22 protein-coding genes, 1 tRNA gene and 1 pseudogene are annotated in these 19,324 nt (G+C 56.7%); 12 read left to right on the top strand and 12 right to left on the bottom strand.

The window, feature by feature from the left end:
* Positions 1-5: 5 nt before the first annotated feature.
* A complete protein-coding gene (locus tag ACXKZG_RS19620) occupies positions 6-1,022 on the bottom strand; it encodes an ABC transporter substrate-binding protein (protein ID WP_488875322.1) in 1,017 nt (338 codons plus the stop codon).
* A gap of 283 nt (positions 1,023-1,305) precedes the next feature.
* Here ACXKZG_RS19620 and ACXKZG_RS19615 point away from each other — a divergent pair, with 283 nt between their 5' ends.
* Positions 1,306-1,497 carry a hypothetical protein gene (locus ACXKZG_RS19615; RefSeq protein ID WP_488875321.1) on the top strand — a complete coding sequence of 64 codons (192 nt, stop codon included), beginning with the start codon at positions 1,306-1,308 and terminating at the stop codon, positions 1,495-1,497.
* 50 nt (positions 1,498-1,547) lie between these two features.
* On the opposite strand, the gene ACXKZG_RS19610 is transcribed toward ACXKZG_RS19615, so the two are convergent.
* Positions 1,548-1,973 carry a hypothetical protein gene (locus ACXKZG_RS19610; protein WP_488875320.1) on the bottom strand — a complete coding sequence of 142 codons (426 nt, stop codon included), beginning with the start codon at positions 1,971-1,973 and terminating at the stop codon, positions 1,548-1,550.
* Positions 1,974-2,043: 70 nt separating this feature from the next.
* Positions 2,044-2,391 carry a DUF1493 family protein gene (locus ACXKZG_RS19605; RefSeq protein ID WP_488875319.1) on the bottom strand — a complete coding sequence of 116 codons (348 nt, stop codon included), beginning with the start codon at positions 2,389-2,391 and terminating at the stop codon, positions 2,044-2,046.
* Positions 2,392-2,587: 196 nt separating this feature from the next.
* Between ACXKZG_RS19605 and ACXKZG_RS19600 the strand changes: the two are divergent.
* Both ACXKZG_RS19600 and ACXKZG_RS19595 read left to right on the top strand, forming a co-directional pair.
* A pseudogene (locus ACXKZG_RS19600) lies at positions 2,588-2,962 on the top strand (STM2901 family protein); the annotation flags it as partial.
* The gene (locus ACXKZG_RS19595; protein WP_488875318.1) at positions 2,959-3,300 is read left to right on the top strand and encodes a DUF1493 family protein; all 342 of its coding nucleotides are present in this window, start codon (positions 2,959-2,961) and stop codon (positions 3,298-3,300) included. The pseudogene ACXKZG_RS19600 and the gene ACXKZG_RS19595, both read left to right, overlap by 4 nt.
* Positions 3,301-3,414: 114 nt before the next feature.
* Here ACXKZG_RS19595 and ACXKZG_RS19590 read toward each other — a convergent pair.
* Positions 3,415-3,491: transfer RNA gene (locus tag ACXKZG_RS19590), tRNA-Ile, on the bottom strand.
* 195 nt (positions 3,492-3,686) lie between these two features.
* A complete protein-coding gene (locus ACXKZG_RS19585) occupies positions 3,687-4,490 on the bottom strand; it encodes an SDR family NAD(P)-dependent oxidoreductase (RefSeq protein ID WP_488875317.1) in 804 nt (267 codons plus the stop codon).
* A gap of 305 nt (positions 4,491-4,795) precedes the next feature.
* On the opposite strand from ACXKZG_RS19585, the gene ACXKZG_RS19580 reads away from it, so the two are divergent.
* On the top strand, positions 4,796-5,395 hold the full coding sequence (locus ACXKZG_RS19580) for a TetR/AcrR family transcriptional regulator (protein WP_346599848.1): 600 nt from the start codon (positions 4,796-4,798) through the stop codon (positions 5,393-5,395).
* A complete protein-coding gene (locus ACXKZG_RS19575) occupies positions 5,388-6,323 on the top strand; it encodes an AraC family transcriptional regulator (RefSeq protein ID WP_488875316.1) in 936 nt (311 codons plus the stop codon). Before ACXKZG_RS19580 ends, ACXKZG_RS19575 begins: the two co-directional genes overlap by 8 nt.
* A 41-nt stretch (positions 6,324-6,364) precedes the next feature.
* Here the strand turns inward: ACXKZG_RS19575 and ACXKZG_RS19570 are convergent, their stop codons facing one another.
* Positions 6,365-7,099: an SDR family oxidoreductase gene (locus ACXKZG_RS19570; RefSeq protein ID WP_488875315.1), complete on the bottom strand. Its 735-nt coding sequence runs from the start codon at positions 7,097-7,099 to the stop codon at positions 6,365-6,367.
* A gap of 234 nt (positions 7,100-7,333) precedes the next feature.
* Between ACXKZG_RS19570 and ACXKZG_RS19565 the strand changes: the two genes are divergently transcribed.
* Together ACXKZG_RS19565 and ACXKZG_RS19560 are read left to right on the top strand one after the other, a co-directional pair.
* Complete coding sequence (locus ACXKZG_RS19565) at positions 7,334-7,606, top strand: type II toxin-antitoxin system Phd/YefM family antitoxin (protein ID WP_053140587.1); 273 nt, start codon at positions 7,334-7,336, stop codon at positions 7,604-7,606.
* An 8-nt stretch (positions 7,607-7,614) separates the two neighbouring features.
* Positions 7,615-7,911, top strand: coding sequence for a type II toxin-antitoxin system RelE/ParE family toxin (locus ACXKZG_RS19560; RefSeq protein ID WP_134823376.1), 297 nt, complete (start codon positions 7,615-7,617; stop codon positions 7,909-7,911).
* 37 nt (positions 7,912-7,948) lie between these two features.
* On the opposite strand, the gene ACXKZG_RS19555 is transcribed toward ACXKZG_RS19560, so the two are convergent.
* Entirely contained in the window at positions 7,949-8,764 is an 816-nt protein-coding gene (locus ACXKZG_RS19555) for an SDR family oxidoreductase (protein WP_488875314.1), read from the bottom strand.
* 92 nt (positions 8,765-8,856) lie between these two features.
* On the opposite strand from ACXKZG_RS19555, the gene ACXKZG_RS19550 reads away from it, so the two are divergent.
* Positions 8,857-9,768 (top strand): LysR family transcriptional regulator, encoded by a 912-nt coding sequence (locus ACXKZG_RS19550; RefSeq protein ID WP_471720631.1) that lies wholly within the window; start codon positions 8,857-8,859, stop codon positions 9,766-9,768.
* Here the strand turns inward: ACXKZG_RS19550 and ACXKZG_RS19545 are convergent.
* Positions 9,746-10,315 (bottom strand): histidine phosphatase family protein, encoded by a 570-nt coding sequence (locus ACXKZG_RS19545; protein ID WP_488875313.1) that lies wholly within the window; start codon positions 10,313-10,315, stop codon positions 9,746-9,748. The two genes, ACXKZG_RS19550 and ACXKZG_RS19545, sit on opposite strands and share 23 nt — an antisense overlap.
* 594 nt (positions 10,316-10,909) lie before the next feature.
* Here ACXKZG_RS19545 and ACXKZG_RS19540 point away from each other — a divergent pair.
* The 3 genes from ACXKZG_RS19540 to ACXKZG_RS19530 are packed head-to-tail and all read left to right on the top strand — an operon-like array spanning position 10,910 to position 14,385.
* On the top strand, positions 10,910-12,304 hold the full coding sequence (locus tag ACXKZG_RS19540; protein WP_488875312.1) for an MFS transporter: 1,395 nt from the start codon (positions 10,910-10,912) through the stop codon (positions 12,302-12,304).
* A gap of 58 nt (positions 12,305-12,362) precedes the next feature.
* Positions 12,363-13,400, top strand: coding sequence for a LacI family DNA-binding transcriptional regulator (locus tag ACXKZG_RS19535; protein WP_488875311.1), 1,038 nt, complete (start codon positions 12,363-12,365; stop codon positions 13,398-13,400).
* 10 nt (positions 13,401-13,410) lie between these two features.
* Positions 13,411-14,385, top strand: coding sequence for a nucleoside hydrolase (locus ACXKZG_RS19530; protein WP_488875310.1), 975 nt, complete (start codon positions 13,411-13,413; stop codon positions 14,383-14,385).
* Between the two features lie 45 nt (positions 14,386-14,430).
* Here ACXKZG_RS19530 and ACXKZG_RS19525 read toward each other — a convergent pair whose 3' ends face one another.
* Positions 14,431-15,915: a PepSY-associated TM helix domain-containing protein gene (locus ACXKZG_RS19525; protein ID WP_488875309.1), complete on the bottom strand. Its 1,485-nt coding sequence runs from the start codon at positions 15,913-15,915 to the stop codon at positions 14,431-14,433.
* An 82-nt stretch (positions 15,916-15,997) separates the two neighbouring features.
* Positions 15,998-16,426 carry a DUF2946 domain-containing protein gene (locus tag ACXKZG_RS19520; protein ID WP_488876287.1) on the bottom strand — a complete coding sequence of 143 codons (429 nt, stop codon included), beginning with the start codon at positions 16,424-16,426 and terminating at the stop codon, positions 15,998-16,000.
* 270 nt (positions 16,427-16,696) lie between these two features.
* On the opposite strand from ACXKZG_RS19520, the gene ACXKZG_RS19515 reads away from it, so the two are divergent.
* On the top strand, positions 16,697-17,926 hold the full coding sequence (locus tag ACXKZG_RS19515; RefSeq protein ID WP_013200603.1) for an MFS transporter: 1,230 nt from the start codon (positions 16,697-16,699) through the stop codon (positions 17,924-17,926).
* Between the two features lie 49 nt (positions 17,927-17,975).
* Here the strand turns inward: ACXKZG_RS19515 and ACXKZG_RS19510 are convergent, their stop codons facing one another.
* Positions 17,976-18,443: a YbaK/EbsC family protein gene (locus ACXKZG_RS19510; protein WP_041692203.1), complete on the bottom strand. Its 468-nt coding sequence runs from the start codon at positions 18,441-18,443 to the stop codon at positions 17,976-17,978.
* 72 nt (positions 18,444-18,515) lie between these two features.
* A complete protein-coding gene (fhuF, locus tag ACXKZG_RS19505; RefSeq protein WP_346595499.1) occupies positions 18,516-19,304 on the bottom strand; it encodes a siderophore-iron reductase FhuF in 789 nt (262 codons plus the stop codon).
* Positions 19,305-19,324: the final 20 nt, after the last annotated feature.

Below are 19,324 nucleotides of genomic sequence, written 5' to 3'. Positions count from 1 at the left end.
GCTCCTTATGCTTTGTAGATCAGCGGGGCAACCTGAAGCGGCTTGCTGAAGATCTTCCGCTCGGTAAAGACGTCATAGAATTTCTGGAACCATTGCTGATTCTCGCCGGTGAGCTGGTCATACATCACAAAGCCCGGCAGCGGCACTTCCTTCACCAGCGCGGCTTCGATACCGGTGTAGCCGGCAACATACTGACGCGCGTCGTCCGGGTTTTGCTGAATGTATTTCACCGCTTCGGCATAGGCTTCGACAAACTGCGTCGAGCGGGCCTTATCGGCATTAATAAAGCTGCTGGTCAGCGCCGCCGCGCCACCAAACCACGGTGCGTTGGCATCGCCCAGCACGTATTTCGCAATCACGCCGGTTTCCAGCACTTTGCCCAAGCCTTTCATCCGCGCGACCGTGCCGGTGGGCTCAAGGGTATAAACGCCGTCGATCTGGCCCGCCGCCAGTGAAGGCACATGCTGGCCAATCGGCAGTTCGATCACGTTGGTTTCCGTGAAGCCATTCTTTTCCAGAATGATTTTCGCCATGGTGACGTTCTGAATGCCGGGTCCGCAGGCGATGCGTTTGCCTTTCAGATCGCCAATGGATTTGGCGGTGCTGTTCATCGGCACCAGGAATTCATCCAGCACCATTTTTTCGTTGGACGGGTTGGAGCAGATTATTTTGAACAGGTCCGGGCTGGTCAGCGCGCCCAGTCCCAGTGCGCCGGTTGCCGTGCCGTTGGCACAGCCATGAATGCGCCCGGTGATCATCCCTTCGACCACCTGTTGCGTACTGGCAAATTTCACCGCGCGCACATTCAGGCCCGCCTTTTTAAAGAAGCCTTTCTCAATACCGACATATAAAGGCAGACCGCCGACAATCGGCCAGTAGCCAATCAGGATCTCTTCGTTTGCCGCCATCGCAGGCAGGCTCCCCAACATGCCACTGAGTGCAACGCCGCCTAAAGTCAGTGCCGAATACTTCATGATCTGGCGACGCATCGCATCGATAGTCTGTTTGTCTTTGCTGCTCATGGCTGATGACTCCCAATGTGGCCCGGTATGCGGGCTTGTATACAAGTTAGTGATCTAGCAATGCAGGAGTTATGCCAGAACGGCAAAGGCAGGCAGGGCTGGCCCTGAACGGGGATTATGGCGTAAGGTTCGTTGTTGGTGGTGCGAACGGTGCACAAATCTGGAGAAAATGCTCCTTCATTGCTAGCAGTGCGCTTGTTTTCGTTTGCGTGGCTGCCTGCCAGCGACATACTCCGCCTGCAGGGCAACGTGGTGACCGCCTACTCCGCACCCGTCATGGCGCGTGTCGCTGGCTAACCTGAATGAGTATGACTACGCCAATATCGGTAAAGCCATCCGCAGGCTGTCTCAGGAATATTATGAGAAGTTTGTCGAAGCGACCAGTGCCGACGTCCCGTCGCCTGCCGCTAAAGCAGTAAAAACGGTGAAAGCGACCGGCGCGACCCCGAAACCTAAGGCGAAGAAAAAGTCATAGTGGTTTAGGGCTAAAGTGATGCTGGCAGCTCCATGTGGGGCTGCCTTTTTTTATGGGGTGCGGGAGGTGAAATCAATTGATGGCGTCATCGCAATGCCGTCTGAGGTGTAAAAGACCGAGCTGGTGAACTGGTAGACCTTGCCGCTGAGGTTGATACTGACTCGGTTTCCCCATTTGTTGACCTTGGCATCCGCGGTATCCGCCGTCAGGAAGGGGGCAATATGGCCGAGGGCTTTTAGCGGATCGGTTTTTAATTCCGCTGAAAGGTAGTAACGGTAGACATCTGACACCGTCGCGCCGCCCTGATACTCCGTTATATAAAGCCACGTATCCGGGCCGATCTGTTTCGCTGATAGCAATGCATCGTCATAAGGCGGGCCCATTGCGCGCTGATAGGCGAAATAGCCGAGGACTAATAGCAACAGGACAAGCGTCAGGATCCGGTGGGTCCATTTAATAACCGTGCTGGGTGACATAATCTATTCCTTGAAGTGCTGAAGGTTAGGCGCAGATTGATGTGATTAGCCACAACCTTCATATTTCCATTTAGTTATACAGCCAACGGCCGGCCTTCGCCGATTCAGCCAGCATTTTTAAGGTGAGTGGTTTCGGTTCAGTCCACTTCCTCTTTTTGTCCTTTGAACGCAGAAAATTCAGAAGCATAAACACCCCTTCATTCGGCCAGTAGTTAGTGAATGAGAAATTGCCCTTATCGACATGGAATTTGTCGAAGTATTCAACAAGGATGTCTTCCCCATCCTCCCAGCACCATGGGTAATCACCTGTAGAAAGGCTGGTCTCCAGGGTAAGAGTGGGGCGCTTGAAGGAGAGGAATAACGGCTTATTCCATCTTTCCTGATACCAGGCTAATACCTGAGCGTCAGTGATGTTCATTTTTGGCCTGGGAACTGAGCGGGGGTTGGGGTGTTGTTGATTGTGTCCATGGATACTCTTCGACTCCTGTCTGGTGGAGTGGCAATCCTATAACCGCGTTGGGTTTGTGGGTAGGGGTTTTGAGGCGGGAATTTTGTGAAGTGTGCGCTGGTTGGCAGATTTAGCCTGGCGTGCGAGGACGTAATTTAGCGGAGTTTTCTGGGTGTTCCTTGATGAAGCCCAACGGCAGTTAAATGTTGATGATGTGATAGCACTAGCCCTTTTCATCTTGGGTCAACCAACGAAAACCACCAGAGGAAAGCCAGCTGGAGCAACCAAAGGAACCAGCTTCTTAAGCCAGAATTTAAGGCGTTGGATCAATATTGAAGTTGGTATGCAATTGCCTACGCTTACCAATGGTTCGATAAAAAGAAGAATATTCAGCTATGTCACTAATTTAGGGGCTTTTAGAGGGCGTTGGATCCCTATACTCGGTATTATGTTCATGATGAATCACGTGATGACCATCGCCTGGAGGGCAACGAATACATTTAATCGTATTGCGAGGGAAGAGGACAAATTATGGGGATGAGTGAAGCTAAGGCACAGGAGGTCTTCGACTGGTATGACGAGCATTGGAACTTGCCCACGCCCTTTAGTAAAAAGCGACCTCTTACTCTTGATAACAGCCTCAGCACAGGCCGCTACCCTTGGGCACGCGAGACAGGCGATGACATTATGAAGGATTATTTTTCACGCTTTGGTGTTGATGATACAAACTTCGATTTCATCAAATACTGGCCATACGAAAAAGGGTTGATCCCTAATTTCCTGCGACCTCGCTCAATGCGGGTAGAGGAAAAGGAGCCAGAGGAACTCACTATTACCATGCTGATTGAATCAGCAAAAGCGGGCCGTTGGCTTTATTGAGAGGCATTGCGCCTGTTTGGACAGGCATCGCCATTTCATCGCCACTCAAAACCCAGAAACAAAAAAGCCACCCTCTAAAAGGTGGCTTAATGTCCTGATTTGACAGGGGAAATTTGGTGGCCCCAACTGGACTTGAACCAGTGACCAAGCGATTATGAGTCGCGTGCTCTAACCAACTGAGCTATGGGGCCTGAGGCGCAGGATTATAATGTAACTCGGTGGTGCAATCCAGCAGTTATCATCCGGTTGGCTAATTTCCAACCAGGAAAACGGGTGGAATAACAACCTCTTCGCCCCTTACCCTTGTCCCGACAACGGTTTCCGCTACGTCACTAAGCCATAGCGATCCCCATTCAAGGTACTCGTTCCCCGCACCCAACATCCCTTTAGCGATAGCGATAGCGAGACGCAGACTGGCTCAGCGATAAATCCGGCAGCAGCGCGGCGCGGGCGGCATCGTAGGCTTCCCAGTTTTCATATTTCTCCAGCGATGGGATGGTCACGCTCTCGCCTAAATCCAGTCCGGCCAGTGCCGCATCCACCATGGTGTCGACTTCCATCAGCATATGCGCCGGCAGCTCGTCGGCGGAACGGCCGGAACGTTCGAAGATTTCGGTGCGGGTTAACCCTGGCAGCACGGCCTGCACACGTACGCCGTGAGGTTGCAGCGACGCTTCCAGCGAACGGCTGAAGTTCAGCACGAAGGATTTGGTGCCGTTATACACGCCGTTGGACATTTCATGCACCAGCGAAAGGACCGACGCGATGTTGATAATCGTGCCCTGTTTGCGGTCCTTAAAGGCGTTGGCCGCCGCATGTGCCAGTCGGGTCGGGGCGAGCACGTTAAGGATGATCATCCGCTGTACGCTGTCGATGTCGTTATCCAGGAAGTCGCCGGCGACGGTCATGCCTGCGTTATTGACCAGCAGCGTGATGTTGGCATCGCTGCTCAGCCGTTGTTCGACGCGCGCCAGATCCTGTTGATCGATCAGATCGGCGGCCAGCACCTCGGCTTTCACGCCGTAATCTGAGGAGAGTTTTGCGGCCAGTGCCTCAAGTTTCGTGTTGTCGCGTGCAATCAGCAACAGGTCGTAGCCGCGCTGTGCCAGGCGTTGTGCGTAAAAAGCCCCAATCCCTGCCGATGCGCCGGTGATCGCTGCTGTGCCTTTAGATGCGTTCGAATGGGTCATGATGCTCTCCTGGATATGATGGTTATCATTTGGTGTTGAGGCTTAATATGATGGCCATCATATTGGCTGTCAATAGCGCCAAAATAGCGGTTTTAGCCCGTTCTTCGTCCATCCAAAAAATTTTATCTAGCGCTTTCATCAAGATAGGCGCGCAACGGCTAACGCCACATTGAATATGACGGTCATAATAATTATTATGATAGTCATATCCTTTTAAGCGCTGAGCTAAACTGCCTGTATTTGGCTCATGCGTTCAGCCGCACAATTCAGCGCAAGCCGATTACCGATCCCGTCCCGGAGGCCCCATGTCAGAAGTCATCACCCATAAAGAACGCACCCGTCAGCGAATCCTGGACGAAGCGGCCGCCATCATGCGCGTCGTGGGCACTGAGGGCATCGGCGTGGCGGCGCTGATGAAGCGCGTTGGGCTGACGCACGGCGGGTTTTATGCGCACTTCACCTCGCGTGATGATCTGGTGGCGAACGTTATCGACCGGATGTTTAACGAAACCGGCGAACGGCTGAATGCCTTGTCGCCGCTGCCGGAAGGCGCTGCGCGGCTGACTCGCCTGATCGATCTCTACCTTTCCCCTGAAGCCCGCAACGCACCGGAGCACAATTGCCCGATGCCTTCGCTGGCGGGCGAAGCCAGCCGTTTGCCGGACGAGGCGCGGGCACGCTTTACGCTGGGCATTCAGGAAATGCAGGCGCTGATCGCCCGTTCGCTACAGGCGATGGGGCATGCACAACCGCAGTCTCTGGCCTCCTCGGCGCAGGCCGAGTTGATTGGCGCGATGGCGCTGGCGCGAGCCATTCAGGATGATGCGGTGGCTGAGCAGTTGCTGGCGGATTCCCGCAGCCAGCTCAAGCGTCGGCTGGGCCTGAACGGTGATGCGCATGGCTGAACCTCAGGCGCTGGAAACCGAGCAGCGGCGCAAGAAAATGGCGGCGCTGATTACCCGACTTGCCCCCAATAACGGCTATACCCGGTCCGCGCTGGATGATGTGCGCCTGCTGCGTTCTGACAGGCCGCTGGACCATACGCCGGTGCTGTACGAACCCTCGATTGTCATCGTCTGCCAGGGCTGCAAGCGCGGTTATTTGGGGGATGACGTCTATGTTTACGATGCTCAGCATTTTCTGGTGGTCGCGGTACCGCTGCCCTTTATCAGCCAGACCGAAGCCAGCGTGGATGAGCCGATGCTGGCGGTGGCGCTCAGGCTGGATTTTGCGGTGCTGGCCGATTTGCTGCTGACCTTAAAATTGCCGGTTCCCCGCCGTCATGACGCGGTCAGCATGCTCTCTTCGCCGCTGGATGAGGCGTTGGGTGACAGCGTCATCCGTCTGCTGGAGGTGTTGAGTTCGCCGCAGGAAAGTCAGGTGCTGGGCGCGGGGATCGTGCGGGAGATTTACTACCGGGTGCTGGTCGGCGATCAGGGCGGCACGTTACGTGCGGCGCTGGCGCAGCAGGGGTATTTTGCGCAGATTGCGCGGGCATTACATATCCTGCAAAACCGTTACAGCGAGCATTTTGAGGTGGCCGATCTGGCAAGCGAAGTGGGCATGAGCGTGGCTACTTTCCATGCCCATTTTAAAACGGTGACCCAAAGCTCACCTATTCAATACCTGAAATCCACCCGACTGCATCAGGCCCGACTGTTGATGGTGCGTGGCGGAATGTCTGCCGCCACGGCTTCAGCGGAAGTGGGTTACGAAAGTCCTTCGCAGTTCAGCCGCGAGTTTAAGCGCTTCTTTGGTCGCAGCCCGGTTCAGGAAGCGCTGTATATGAAAGAAATCCTGCGGCTGGAACCGGCCATTGAGATGGCGGGCTAAGTCTAAAAAAAGCCCGCCGGTCACGGCGGGTCTGAAGCGGATCAGTAGGGGCTGGCGGTAGGACGCACCACGATCTCGCTGACATCCACGTCCGCCGGTTGCTCAATCGCATACACCACGGCACGCGCGATGGCATCCGGTTCCAGCGCCACACGGCGGAACGTTTTCATCGCTTCGCGCGCTGAATCATCGCTGATGCTGTCCGCCAGTTCTGACGTCACCACGCCCGGTGAAATCACCGTCACCCGCAGTTTATCCGTCTCCTGACGCAGCCCATCCGATAAGGCCCGCACCGCGAACTTGGTGGCACAATACACCGCCGCCGTTGGCGAGACGCTCAGTCCACCAATCGACGAAATGTTGATGATATGGCCGTGCTGCTGCTGTTCCATCAGCGGTTGTGCGGCTGCAATGCCGTAGAGAACGCCACGGATATTGACGTCAATCATGCGATCCCACTCGTCCACTTTACGGGCCGAAAGCGGCGATAGCGGCATCACGCCAGCGTTGTTAATCAGCACATCCAGTCCGCCAAAATGCTGTTGTGCTTCGGTGATAAAGCGCTCCATCTCGCTGAGGTTGGTGACGTCAAGCGAGGTGAAATGCGCTTCGCCGCCAGCGGCACGGATCTCTGCAACCACCGTCGCCAGACGATCGGTACGGCGCGCGCCAAGCAAAACACGCGCGCCTTTGGCCGCCAGCAGTCGGGCGGTGGCTTCGCCAATACCACTGCTGGCACCGGTGATCGCCACGATTTTATTGTTCAGTTCAGACACAGGACTCTCCTTACCAGTGCTTGCTGAACGGCTTGTCCGTCAGCGAAGTTCAGGGTAAAGCCTTATCCCCTGGCTGCGAATATCCGGGCCTCTCTCAAGCTTGCCTGTTCCTCTGAAACAAACTGACGAAGTACGCATTTCTTAACAGTGGGCATGGTGCGGGTGGCTGCGATGCATTAAAATTGGTATGAATCGGTACGAATCGTACCTGTTGTATTGTTGAAGGATGTGAGTATGCACAGCTTTACCGCCAGTGAGGCCAAAATCCAGTTTGGCGAACTCATCAGCAAAGCGCAGCGCGAGCCTGTCAGTATTACCAAGAATGGCCGACCTAAAGTGGTGGTGATGTCGATTGAAGATTTTCACGATTATGAGCAGTTGAAACTAATGAAACTGCGCGCGATGGTTGCGGAGTCGATCGTCCAGTCAGAACGTGGCGAGTTGCACAGTATTGACGATGTGTTCAGCGACCTTACTGAAGAAGAAATCAAACACGCTGGGGAATAGGTTCAAGGATGACCGTCATATTTACCACACAAGTAAGGGCGCAGATCCGCGCCATAAGAGCGTATTCACATCGTCATTTTGGTGCGACTACCGCCGATCTGTATGCCAACGCATTGCGGACAACGATGCAGGATATTCTTGACCCTAACCCTGCATTGGGCCGGGACCGTAGCGCTGACATCGGTCCCGGCGTACTGAGTTTCCCTGCCAACTCCCACCTAATCTTCTACCGGGTAGTCAAAGTCGGTATTGAGATTCTGGCCGTAGTACATCAGAAAGACGAACCCACGAAGTATTCTCCTTAACCCGCTTTTTGACTTGCCTGTTCCTCTGAAATGCCGGTCAGCGCCCGACATCGGTCGAAAAGGCGATCTCTTTCTGCGCTTCCAGCGCCGCAAGGCGTTCGGTCAATGCGGCATGCACCAGCGTGTATGCATCGCTGCCCAGCGTCAGTCGGCGTGGCGCAGGGGAGCGATCGACGGAGGCAATCATTTCGCGCACCATCTTTTTCGCCTCGCCGACGGTTGGCCAGTTCTCCATCAGCTGCCGCATCGGGCTCCGATCGTAAGCCGCCAGCGGTTCAGCCATCTCCATTCCCTGGGTGAACCCCGTCTGGGCGGTGCCTGGCTCAACCAGCGTGAATTCAATATTGAATGCCGCCACTTCCTGCGCCACCGTTTCGACAAAGCCTTCCATCGCAAATTTGCTGGTGTGATAAAGGCTCAGTCCCGGGAAGGTAATCTGCCCACCCATCGAAGAGAGCTGCAGGATGCGGCCACCGCCTTGCTGGCGCAGATGCGGTAAGGCCGCGCGGATCAGCTGGATCGAGCCGAGCACATTGGTGTCCAGCAGGCGTTCAATTTGCGCATCCGCCAGCTCTTCGGCGGCGCCGCCCAGCCCGTAGCCCGCGTTGCTGACCACCACATCAATGCGGCCTAATTCCGCAAAGGCCCGATCGACGACCGTGCGCACGCTTTCGGCGTCGGTCACATCCAGTTGCGCCAGCCACAGCTGCCCACCATAACGCGCTTTCAACGTCTGCAGCACGGCGGGTTTGCGCAAGGTGGCCGCCACGCGGTCGCCGCGTTCCAGCAGGCGTTCAGTCATTTCCAGGCCGAAGCCTGATGAGGTGCCGGTAATAAACCAGGTTTTAGACATGGGGTTTCTCCTGTTGAGTGTCAGGTAACCTTACGCCGCTGGAATTGATGCTACTATCCGTCCAATCATGCATGAGTTGGTGAAAATTACCCATGAATAGCAAACCCGATCTCTCCGCGCTGCAGGCCTTTGTGCTGGTCGCCACCCGCCGCAGTTTTCGTCAGGCGGCCGACGAGCTGGGATTATCGCCGTCCACCCTCAGCCATATGCTGCGCGCGCTGGAAGAGAAGATGGCGGTGCGGTTGCTGCACCGCACCACCCGCAGCGTCTCGACCACCGAAGCCGGCGAGCAGTTGCTTAACCAGTTGAAGCCGGTGCTGCAAGGGCTGGAGAGTGCGCTCAGTTCGGTGGAGGCATTTCGCCAGCAGCCGACCGGCACCTTGCGGATCAATGCCAGCGAGAGCGCCGCGCGTCAGCTGTTGCAGCGGGTTGTGCCGCTGTTTTTGCAGCGCTATCCGGCCATTTCGCTGGATGTGGTCACCGAAGGGCGGTTGATCGATATCGTCAGCGAGCAGTTTGATGCCGGCGTGCGGCTTTTGGAGGATGTGCCGCAGGATATGGTGGCGGTGCCGTTTGGCGGCGATCTGCGCTTTATTGCCGTGGCCTCGCCCGCTTATGTCGCGAAAAGCGGCGAACCTGCCACGCCCGACGATCTGTTAACCCATCAATGTATTCGCTTCCGCTTACCCAGCGGCAAGCTCTATCGCTGGGAGTTCTCGCGTCGTGGCGTGGAGCGGCATATGGAGGTGAAGGGCGCGCTGATGCTGGATCATCTGGAACTGATGGTCGAATCGGCGGCGCAGGGGTTGGGTATCGCCTATGTCCCGAGCAGCGTGGCGGAGCCCTGGCTACAGAGCGGCAAGCTGCAAATCGTACTGGAAGAGTGGAGTCCGCCTTCGCCGGGGCTGGCGCTGTACTATCCTGGCCATCGCCATGTGCCTGCGGCGTTAAGCGCCTTTATCGAGGTGCTGAAGTCGCCCGTTACAGCATTCCCGGCGGAATAACCGGCGGATGATAAATGGCCGCGCTCCAGTGCCGGCTGCTGGCATGTTTCTCCGCCAGCCAGCCCTCTTTGCGCAGATGGCGGGCGATCATTTTATTCATGATGCCGTGTCCCAACAGCAGCACGTTGCCATGCTCCGACAGGGAAATCAGTCGGTTAGCGGCCTGAGTGGCGCGCAGTTCCGCCTGCTGGAAGGATTCGACCGATCCGGCATAGCCGCACAGCCACATCAGCCGCAGTAACGAAAGCCACAGCGATGGAGGAAGGTGGGGATAGGCAAGGCGCATGGTAGGCAGGGACACTTCGCTGAATACCGCATCGATGCAGGCCGGTTCCAGCCCCAGCTTTTGCAGTGACGAGCGCGCGCGGGGAAGGGGACTGGTCACCACGTAGTCGGCCATCGCCGCCACCCGAATACTCTTATCCGGCGGGCCATCCTGCACGTTCGACATATCATAGGCTTCACACCACTCTGTCATCGCCAGCGCCGGTAAGCGGCCGCCCACCGTATGGTCCGGCTTACCGTGACGCATCAGAATTATGGTCATTACCTTCCCTCAGGTGTTTTTTTCAAGAGTAAGCTGACGTTCAGGTTAAGACAAATAAGCGGGCTGATTTTAAGATTTGCCCGGCAATGGGCGAGGATTCATCTGACTGCAATAATCTGCCGTTTAGAATGCCCACGACTGAGCCAGTCAGACGTGAGTGAAAACTGAACTTTAGTACAGTTTATTCGGTGTATTGTAGTGCAATATCAGAGCGATAAATTAAGTTATTAATTCAAGTTAATGTATTTTATCGCTTTTATCTGGAGTCGTGCTTTCCAAATGTGAAGTGACACTAATTTATTTGCGCAGATCTATTGCAAAATCTACGCGCGTAGATACAATAGCCCTCGTAGTAAAAATTCGCGACGCATGATGCTTATCTGCCCAGTGAAGGTCACTTTGTTTCACCGTATGGATGCGATTGGTTACTTAAAACCGACGACCGGGAAACGAATATAACTCTCCCAACACCAGGGAACCTGTTCTGACCTTAACCATGGCTCAGCAAAAGAGCGTCCTAACTGGCGAATTTTTCCTGACTCTCAGGACACGCCAGGGAAGGCAAATTAGCACTCTGTATTTCAGGGAACTTTCATGTCCACTCCTCAAAGCACTCAGCATGAGGCTTCACGTTCCGCATCCTCTGCGGCAGATGAACGCCTGACTACCCCAGAAGGCCGTAAAGATTTTTGGCGCGCCACCTTCTCCTGTTGGCTTGGCACCGCGATGGAATATGCGGACTTCGCCCTCTATGGTCTGGCCGCCGGTATTATCTTTGGCGACGTCTTCTTCCCCGAATCCACCCCAACCATGGCGCTGCTGGCGACCTTTGCCACCTGGTCCGTAGGCTTTATTGCCCGACCGATCGGTGCACTGTTCTTCGGCTGGCTTGGCGATCGTAAAGGCCGCAAAGTGGTGATGGTGTCGACCATCATTCTGATGGGCGCGTCGACCACATTGATCGGCGTTATCCCGAGCTATGCCTCGATTGGCCTGTGGGCACCGGCCTGTCTGGTGGTGTTGCGCTTCAGTCAGGGCTTTGGTGCTGGCGCCGAGCTGTCTGGCGGCACGGTGATGCTGGGTGAATATGCCCCGGCAGAAAAACGCGGTCTGGTCTCCTCGATCATTGCGCTGGGATCCAACAGCGGCACGCTGGTGGCCTCGCTGGTCTGGCTGGCGGTGGTGCAGATGGATCAACAGCAGCTGCAGGATTGGGGATGGCGTATCCCGTTCCTCTGTAGCTCGCTGATTGCGCTGGTGGCGCTGTGGATCCGCCGTCATCTGAAAGAAACCCCGGTATTTGAACGCAAGAAAGCGGAACTGCTGGCGCAGCGTGAAAGTTCACGCGTTGCTAAGCCGTTGCCGGTCGATACCCGCAGCTTCTGGAAACGCAGCCGTTCGTTCTTTGTGATGGTTGGCCTGCGTATCGGTGAGAACGGCCCTTCGTATCTGGCTCAGGGTTTTATCATCGGCTACGTGGTGAAAGTGCTGGCTGTCGATAAGTCGGTTGCCACCACCGCCGTGTTCCTTGCCTCTCTGCTCGGCTTCCTGATCATTCCTTTCGCTGGCTGGCTTTCTGACCGCTTTGGCCGCCGCATTACCTACCGTTGGTTCTGCCTTTTACTGATCCTTTATGCCTTCCCGGCCTTTATGTTGCTGGATTCTCGTGAGCCAGTGATTGTGATCTCGACTATCGTTGTCGGTATGGGCCTGGCGTCACTCGGTATTTTTGGTGTGCAGGCAGCCTGGGGCGTTGAGATGTTCGGCGTGCATCACCGCTACACTAAAATGGCGACGGCGAAAGAGCTGGGATCGATTCTCTCTGGTGGAACAGCACCTCTGGTTGCTGCTGCGCTGTTGTCATGGACTGGCCACTGGTGGCCGATCGCCACTTACTTTGCGGCGATGGCGGCCATTGGCTTCCTGACCACGTTTGTTGCCCCGGAAACCCGTGGGCGAGACTTAAATGACCCGGAAGACGCGATCTGACGGGAAACCAGGCGAACCGTCGATCGCTCGGCGGTTTGCCTCTGGAAAAGGCAATAATTTGGTAAAAAGCACCGTAAATCGTGCCACCCGCAGCGATGTCGCCAAAGAAGCGGGCACCTCGGTCGCCGTGGTGAGCTATGTGATGAACAATGGTCCGAGGCCGGTTGCGGAAGCAACGCGGCTTCGCGTGCTTGAGGCCATCAAGAAAACCGGATACCGGCCCAACAGCGTGGCCCGTGCTCTGGCGTCGGGCACCACGAAAACCTACGGACTGGTGGTGCCCAATATTTCCAACGCGTTTATCGCGTCATTTGCCCATGCGTTGCAGCAGGAAGCGTTGAGCAACGGCATGGTGATGCTGTTGGGCGATGCCGGTGACAGCCGTAAGCGCGAGCTGGAGCTGATCAACAATCTGCTGAGCCGTCAGGTTGATGGACTGTTTTATAACAGCGTCGATCGCCACCCTTATATCGATGTGATTCAGGCCACCGGCACGCCGCTGGTGATGCTGGACCGGGTCGATCCCAGTCTGAAAGTGAATATTCTGCGCGTGGACGAGCGCGAGGCTGCCCGTCAGGTGACCTCGCATCTGTTGAGCCACGGCTACCAGGACATTGGCATTATCTGCGGTCCGCTGGAGCGTTTTAACACCCAGGATCGTCTTGCAGGCTGGCGTCAGGCGCTGGCCGACGCGGGTGTGACCGAGCGGCCAGAGTGGATATTCCCGACAAGCTATACCCGCGAAGGCGGCTATGAGGCCGGTCAGCAAATGCTGAAAACCGGCGCGTTACCTCGCGCGCTGTTCGCCAGCAACGAAGCCCAGGCGATTGGCTGTATTCGGGCGCTGTCGGAACACAACATTACGGTGCCAGAGCAGGTTGCTCTGGTCTGTTTTAACGGAACGGATCAATCGGCGTTTCATGTCCCTTCATTAACCACCGTGCGACAGCCGGTTGGGGAAATGGCGAAAAGGGCCATCGCAATGCTGACAGCCCCGGAAGGCGAGGCACAGCTGAGTGAGTTTGCGCACCAGCTGGAAATAGGCGAATCCTGTGGCTGTGGCTTTAACGACAGCCGCAACGCCGCACAAAAATGATAATAAAAAAATGAAAAGATTGATTATTGATTGTGACCCAGGAAACGGCATCGTCGGTGCCAACGTTGATGATGGTCTGGCCATAGCGCTTGCGCTGGGGTCACCCAATATCTCGCTCGAGTTGATTACCACGGTCGCCGGCAACACGCCGTGCGAGCAGGGATTCAACGTAGCGAAAGATTTGATTGAAAATTTAGGCCTGACTATTCCGGTGTTGAAAGGGGCGACCCAGGCACTGGTCGAACCGCCACAGCCGTGGCGTGACGCGCTGGACAATCGGGTGCACGGTAACAAACTGGCGCATCTGTGGCAGGGCGTTCGTCAGCCGGAGGCCTTTGTGGCACCGGAAGAGGACGCGGCCGATGCTATCGCCCGGCTGATTTGTGCCAATCCCGGCGAGATCACCCTGGTGGCGATTGGGCCGTTAACCAACGTGGCGCTGGCGATGGAACGCTATCCGGAGATGGTGGAAGCGGTGCAGGAGATCGCCATTATGGGCGGCGTGTTTGCGCTGGATGACTATATCAAGGACACCAATTTCGGCCTCGATCCTGAAGCCGCGCACAAGGTGCTGAACAGTGGTGCTAACATCACCTTAGTGCCGATGGACGTCACCACCCAGACGTTGATGACGCATAGCGATCTGGACCGGATTGCCCGACTGAACACGCCGCTGGCGCGCTTTGTCACCGAAACGCTCAGGCCGTGGATGGATTACTCGATGCAAACCCGCAATCTGCCGGGCTGCTGGATCCACGATGCGCTGGTGGTGGCCTGGCTGCTGAATCAGCAGGTGGCCAAGGCCGCGGATTACTACGTCAATGTGGAGTTGCGGCCGGGACAGACGCGCGGGAAATCATGGCGCTACCGTCCGCCATTACGGGTCGACGTGGCGATTGAGCCTTCAACGGCGGGACTGGTTCACGTACTGCAAACGGTGGATAACCGTCTGCTGCTCTCGATGCTGGAAAAAGCGCTGGCTTAAGGCTGCGCTCCCCGTCGCGGAAGACGGGGAGCCAGTTCATTTGACTCAGGCGACCTTCACCGCACGCTGCCAGCGAATGGCATCAATCACCAGCATCACCAGCAGACTGATGCCCATCAACGGCAGGCTCAACGCCAACGCCACGGTAACCACCGACACCGCAAAACGGCCGCTAAGCGACAGCTGTCGCCAGTGATAAATCAGCGTTTCTGCCGGATGCGGGCCTTGCCCGGCGGCCGGACGGCGCAGCCACCATAAGCGATATCCCATCACAATCATCACGCATAGTCCCAGCGCAAAAGCCGCCAGAATCAGCTGGTTCGGCAGGCCAAACAACACCCCCATATGGGCATCGACGCCCCAGCGCGTGAGTTTGGCCAGCAGGCCAAATTGCGCAAACTCCACCTTATCCAGCAGGGCATAGCTGCGCGGATCGACCGACACGCTGTCGACCTGGGTTGGCCAGCGGCGGTCGATCTCGCTGACGGTCCAGGCCTTATCGGCGCGGGTGGTGGGGCGGATTTCAATCTTGCCGGCTGAAATCCCCGCCGCGCGGGCGGTATGCACCACCGCATCAAACTGCTCCGGTGAGATGCTGACCGACGCCGCCGGATTGTCCGGCATCGGCATGCCTGACTGTTTGTGTTCAGCATGTTCATCGGCAGGCATGTTCATCCCTGGCATCGCGTGATCGGCATGTGCATCGGCAGGCATGGTCATACCCGGCATGCTGTCATCAGCCGCTTCCGCGTTTGGCGTCAGCGCGGTATTCACCGCAGGCGTCAGCCAGCCAAAGTGGGCACGCATCGACGAGATATTGTCGCCCGCCCAGCGCGACCAGGTCAGGCCGGTGGCCGAGAAGAAGATCAATCCCAGCAGCAGCGCCACGCCCAGCGTGCTGTGCCAGTAGCGGCTTCGCAGCAGGCTTTGTCCGCGAGAACGGCGGCCTTTTTTGATCCGGCCCGGCGCCCTGCTGGTGGCCCACAGCAGCAGTCCGCCTAATGATGCCACCCATAACCAACTGGCGGCCAGCTCGCTGTAGTTCCGGCCAACGTCGCCCAACAGCAGATTCTGATGCAGATAATCCAGCCAGGTGCGCAGCGGCAGCACGCCGCTGGTGCCATAAACGTTCAGCATGCCGCGTACTTCTAAGGTCTGAGGATCGACGAATACCGCGGTGGTGGCACTGCCGCCGTCAGGCGTGGTGAACATCACCCGCGTGGTTTCCCCGGCAGCGGGCGCCGGACGCAGGGCGGTAATTTTCGCCTGTGGGCCAATAAACGACTCAGCGACCCGAACCTGATCGGCAAGAGAGCGTTCCGGCCCCTGGCTGTCGGTAAACAGCTGATGTGCGTAGAGCGCGTTTTCCAACTGCGGCGTCATCACGTACAGCGCGCCGGTGAAGGCTGCGACGAAGATAAACGGACCGATAAACAGCCCGATATAGAAATGCAGACGACGCAGTAATGGCAGCAGGGCGCTGCGCGATTGTTCGGCGCGTGCAGACTGCGCCAGGATTTTTTCTGACATGATATTTTTCCATCCGCCTGTTTCCAGGCATGAGCAGGTGCCTGCCGCTATAACGACAGGATATTTTTAGTGTTTAACCGGCTCAGTAAGCGGGTGGGGCGCGGGGATGGAAAAACTGCGGAATAAACCGTGCCACAGCGGGGCGGAACGGCGGCGAATCGGGAAGCCTGGCGGCCTGAAGTGAAGACCACAAAACAGGGAAGTTGGTCAAATCTAACGGCAGGTGTGCCAGTAACACGCAGTAGCCGCAGGCGCTGTCATCCATCATCGACATCGGATGGTGCTGCATCATGCGGGCATGTTCAAGCGGCGACATCGTGGCCATGTTCATGCCGTCCATCGGCATCTCATCATGCATCGCCATGTCATGATCCATGGCCATTCCCGGCATCATCATCGAATCACGCGCAGCATCACTCACCAGGGATTTGGAAATCACCGGAGCAATAAACAGCAGCAAAATGGCCACCACCGCCAGCCAGGCCGCAAAGCGGTTGGGCGAACGGTGCATCTGAATCAGCGACAAGCCTTGAATATCCTGGTCAAAAATCCACGGCGGGAGTGTAGCAAATAAACAATTAGTGCCGAAGCATTAACATCGCGGCAGCACCTTACCCCTGCTAACTATCAGGCGGGTAATGAAGTGTTACGCCGGTTTACAGCTTGAATCTTGCGCTGACAAAGACGCGAAGATCGCTATTTACTTACATGCTATAAACAAATAGTTAACATTTCTTGACCCGATATCCGGGCCTTGGCCGCAGCAAGACAGGATAACCCTATGTTCAACTGGACTTCGACCCAGCGCAATGTGGCTTTCGCCAGCTTTGCCAGCTGGACGCTGGACGCGTTCGACTTTTTTATACTGGTCTTCGTGTTGAGTGATATTGCTACCAACTTCCACACCGAAATTTCGCACGTCTCGCTGGCGATCATGCTGACGCTGGCGGTGCGACCGATTGGCGCGCTGCTGTTTGGCCGCCTGGCCGAACGGTTTGGTCGTCGACCGATTCTGATGGTCAACATCCTGATGTTCTCGATTTTCGAATTGCTGTCCGCCTGGTCTCCGACCCTCGGCACCTTCCTCGCCTTCCGGGTGATCTACGGTATTGCGATGGGCGGCGTCTGGGGCGTGGCCTCATCCCTGGCGATGGAAACCATTCCTGACCGCTCGCGCGGGCTGATGTCGGGGATCTTCCAGGCGGGTTATCCCTGTGGCTATTTGCTGGCATCGATTATTTTCGGCCTGTTCTATGCCTCCGTCGGCTGGCGCGGCATGTTCCTGATCGGCGCGCTGCCGGTGCTGCTGCTGCCGTTTATCTATTTCAAAGTCCCTGAGTCGCCGGTGTGGCTGGCGGCACGGGAACGTAAAGAGAGCACCGCGCTGATGCCGGTGCTGCGCAGCCACTGGAAGCTGTGTGTCTATCTGGTACTGCTGATGGCCTGCTTCAACTTCTTCAGCCACGGCACGCAGGATCTCTATCCCACCTTCCTGAAGGTACAGCACGGCTTCGATCCGCATACCGTCAGCATCATCGCTATCTGCTACAACATCGCCGCGATGCTCGGTGGCGTGTTCTTTGGCACGCTGTCAGAGAAAATTGGCCGTAAGAAAGCGATGATGATTGCTGCCTGCCTCGCGCTGCCGGTGATCCCGCTGTGGGCATTCTCGACCGGTTCGGTGATGATCGGGCTGGGCGCGTTCCTGATGCAGTTTATGGTGCAGGGCGCATGGGGCGTGGTGCCAACCTACCTGACCGAGCTGGTGCCGGCCAATACCCGCGCGGTGCTGCCAGGCTTCGTTTATCAGCTGGGTAACCTGATTGCGTCAGTCAATGCCACGCTGCAATCCTCGATAGCGGAAGCGCATGGCAACAACTATGGCCTGGCGATGGCGATTGTCGCCGGCACCGTGGCGGTGTTGATCTGTGTGTTGGTGGCTTTCGGCAGGGAAACGCGCGGGGTGGAGATATCGTCTTCACCCGGCAAGGTGAGCGAACAGTCCCGCTAGGGGAGTAAGCGAAAAGGGCGGTTCTCAGAGCCGCCCTTTTTTGTTGCCGTCAGGCAGGGATCTCGCAGACGTCGACCCATTTGGCGTCGGTCAGTTGCGCCAGCATCTCGGGCGAAATACGCACGGCGCTGTTAATCGATCCGGCTGCAGGCAGCACTTCTTCATAACGCTTCAGCGAGATATCGCACAGGATCTGTAAAGGGGTTTCCAGCCCGAACGGGCAGACGCCGCCGACCGGATGACCGGTCCAGTTCACCACTTCATCGGTGCTGAGCATGCGCGCTTTGGCACCCAGCGTCGCTTTCAGCTTACGGTTATCCAGGCGGGCATCGCCGCGAGTCACAATTAATACCACCCGATCTTTCACCTTCAGCGACAAGGTTTTGGCAATCTGGCCAGGCTCCACATGGTGTGCCCGTGCCGCCAGAGCGACCGTTGCCGTGCTCTCGGCCAGCTCGATAATGCCAATATCAGGGGCGCGCTCGGCAAAGAACTGCCGTACAGACTCCAGGCTCATGCTTTTCTCCCACATAACGAAGCGCATAAAGTTGCCACAGAGCAGACTGACTGTAAACGGGAAGGCGTTAATTTAGCTTAGCGTGCAGTTTCCGCAGCGCTCAACTTCCGGCAGGCGATAGCGCTGGCAGCAGGTACGTCGCTGCATTTCACCGTCACGCGGGAGCATGGTGCGATAGAAAGGGTTGTCGGAACCGTCCAGCAGGGTTTTGCTGAAGAAGAAGGCGTGTTCGAGTTCGGCGTGCAGGGATTTGCCCAGCAGAGGGGCCAGTTCACCGAGGAACCAGTGCACGGCGAAGCCGGTGTTGCTCCAGATAAGCTTGCCGTTGATATCACCGTGCTGCTCAATGGCGCGCACCGCCGGGATCAGATGCTGTTGGATCAGGCGATCCATACGACGTTGTGGGCTAAGGAAACGGGCTTCTTCATCTTCGCGCACGTCAAACCAGAAGGTTGCCGGGCGGCCGGTTTCATGGAACTCAACGTGACAATGCTCGGGTGAGCAGTCCAGCGGGCGGTTTTCAATCAGCAGTGCCATCATCATCGGCGGCAGCACCAGGCCGAAATACCACTGCGCCCAGAGCGATTGCAGCGGCTTGTTTTCGCGTTCCATCTCGCCATGCTCACGGTAGATATAGTCACCGTACTGCGCGTTAAGGCGGGCGAAATTCTCCGGTGTCGACCAGCGGTCCAGCGTCATGCTGCTGGCGGGCGCTTCTTCCCCCAACTTCACGCTATCCAGGAAATAAGCACGGTGTTCACTGAACAAGGCGCGCAGCGAAGACGCCAGCGAACGATTGCTCTGCAAAAAGATCAGCGGATGTGAACCATACTCAACTGCCTGACGGACGATGGTGGCCATGGGATTTCCAGCGTAAACCG

The sequence above is a fragment of the Erwinia sp. 2186 genome (assembly GCF_057812255.1).
Note: the sequence above shows the minus strand (reverse complement) of the source record. Positions and strands in the feature narration are given on the sequence as shown.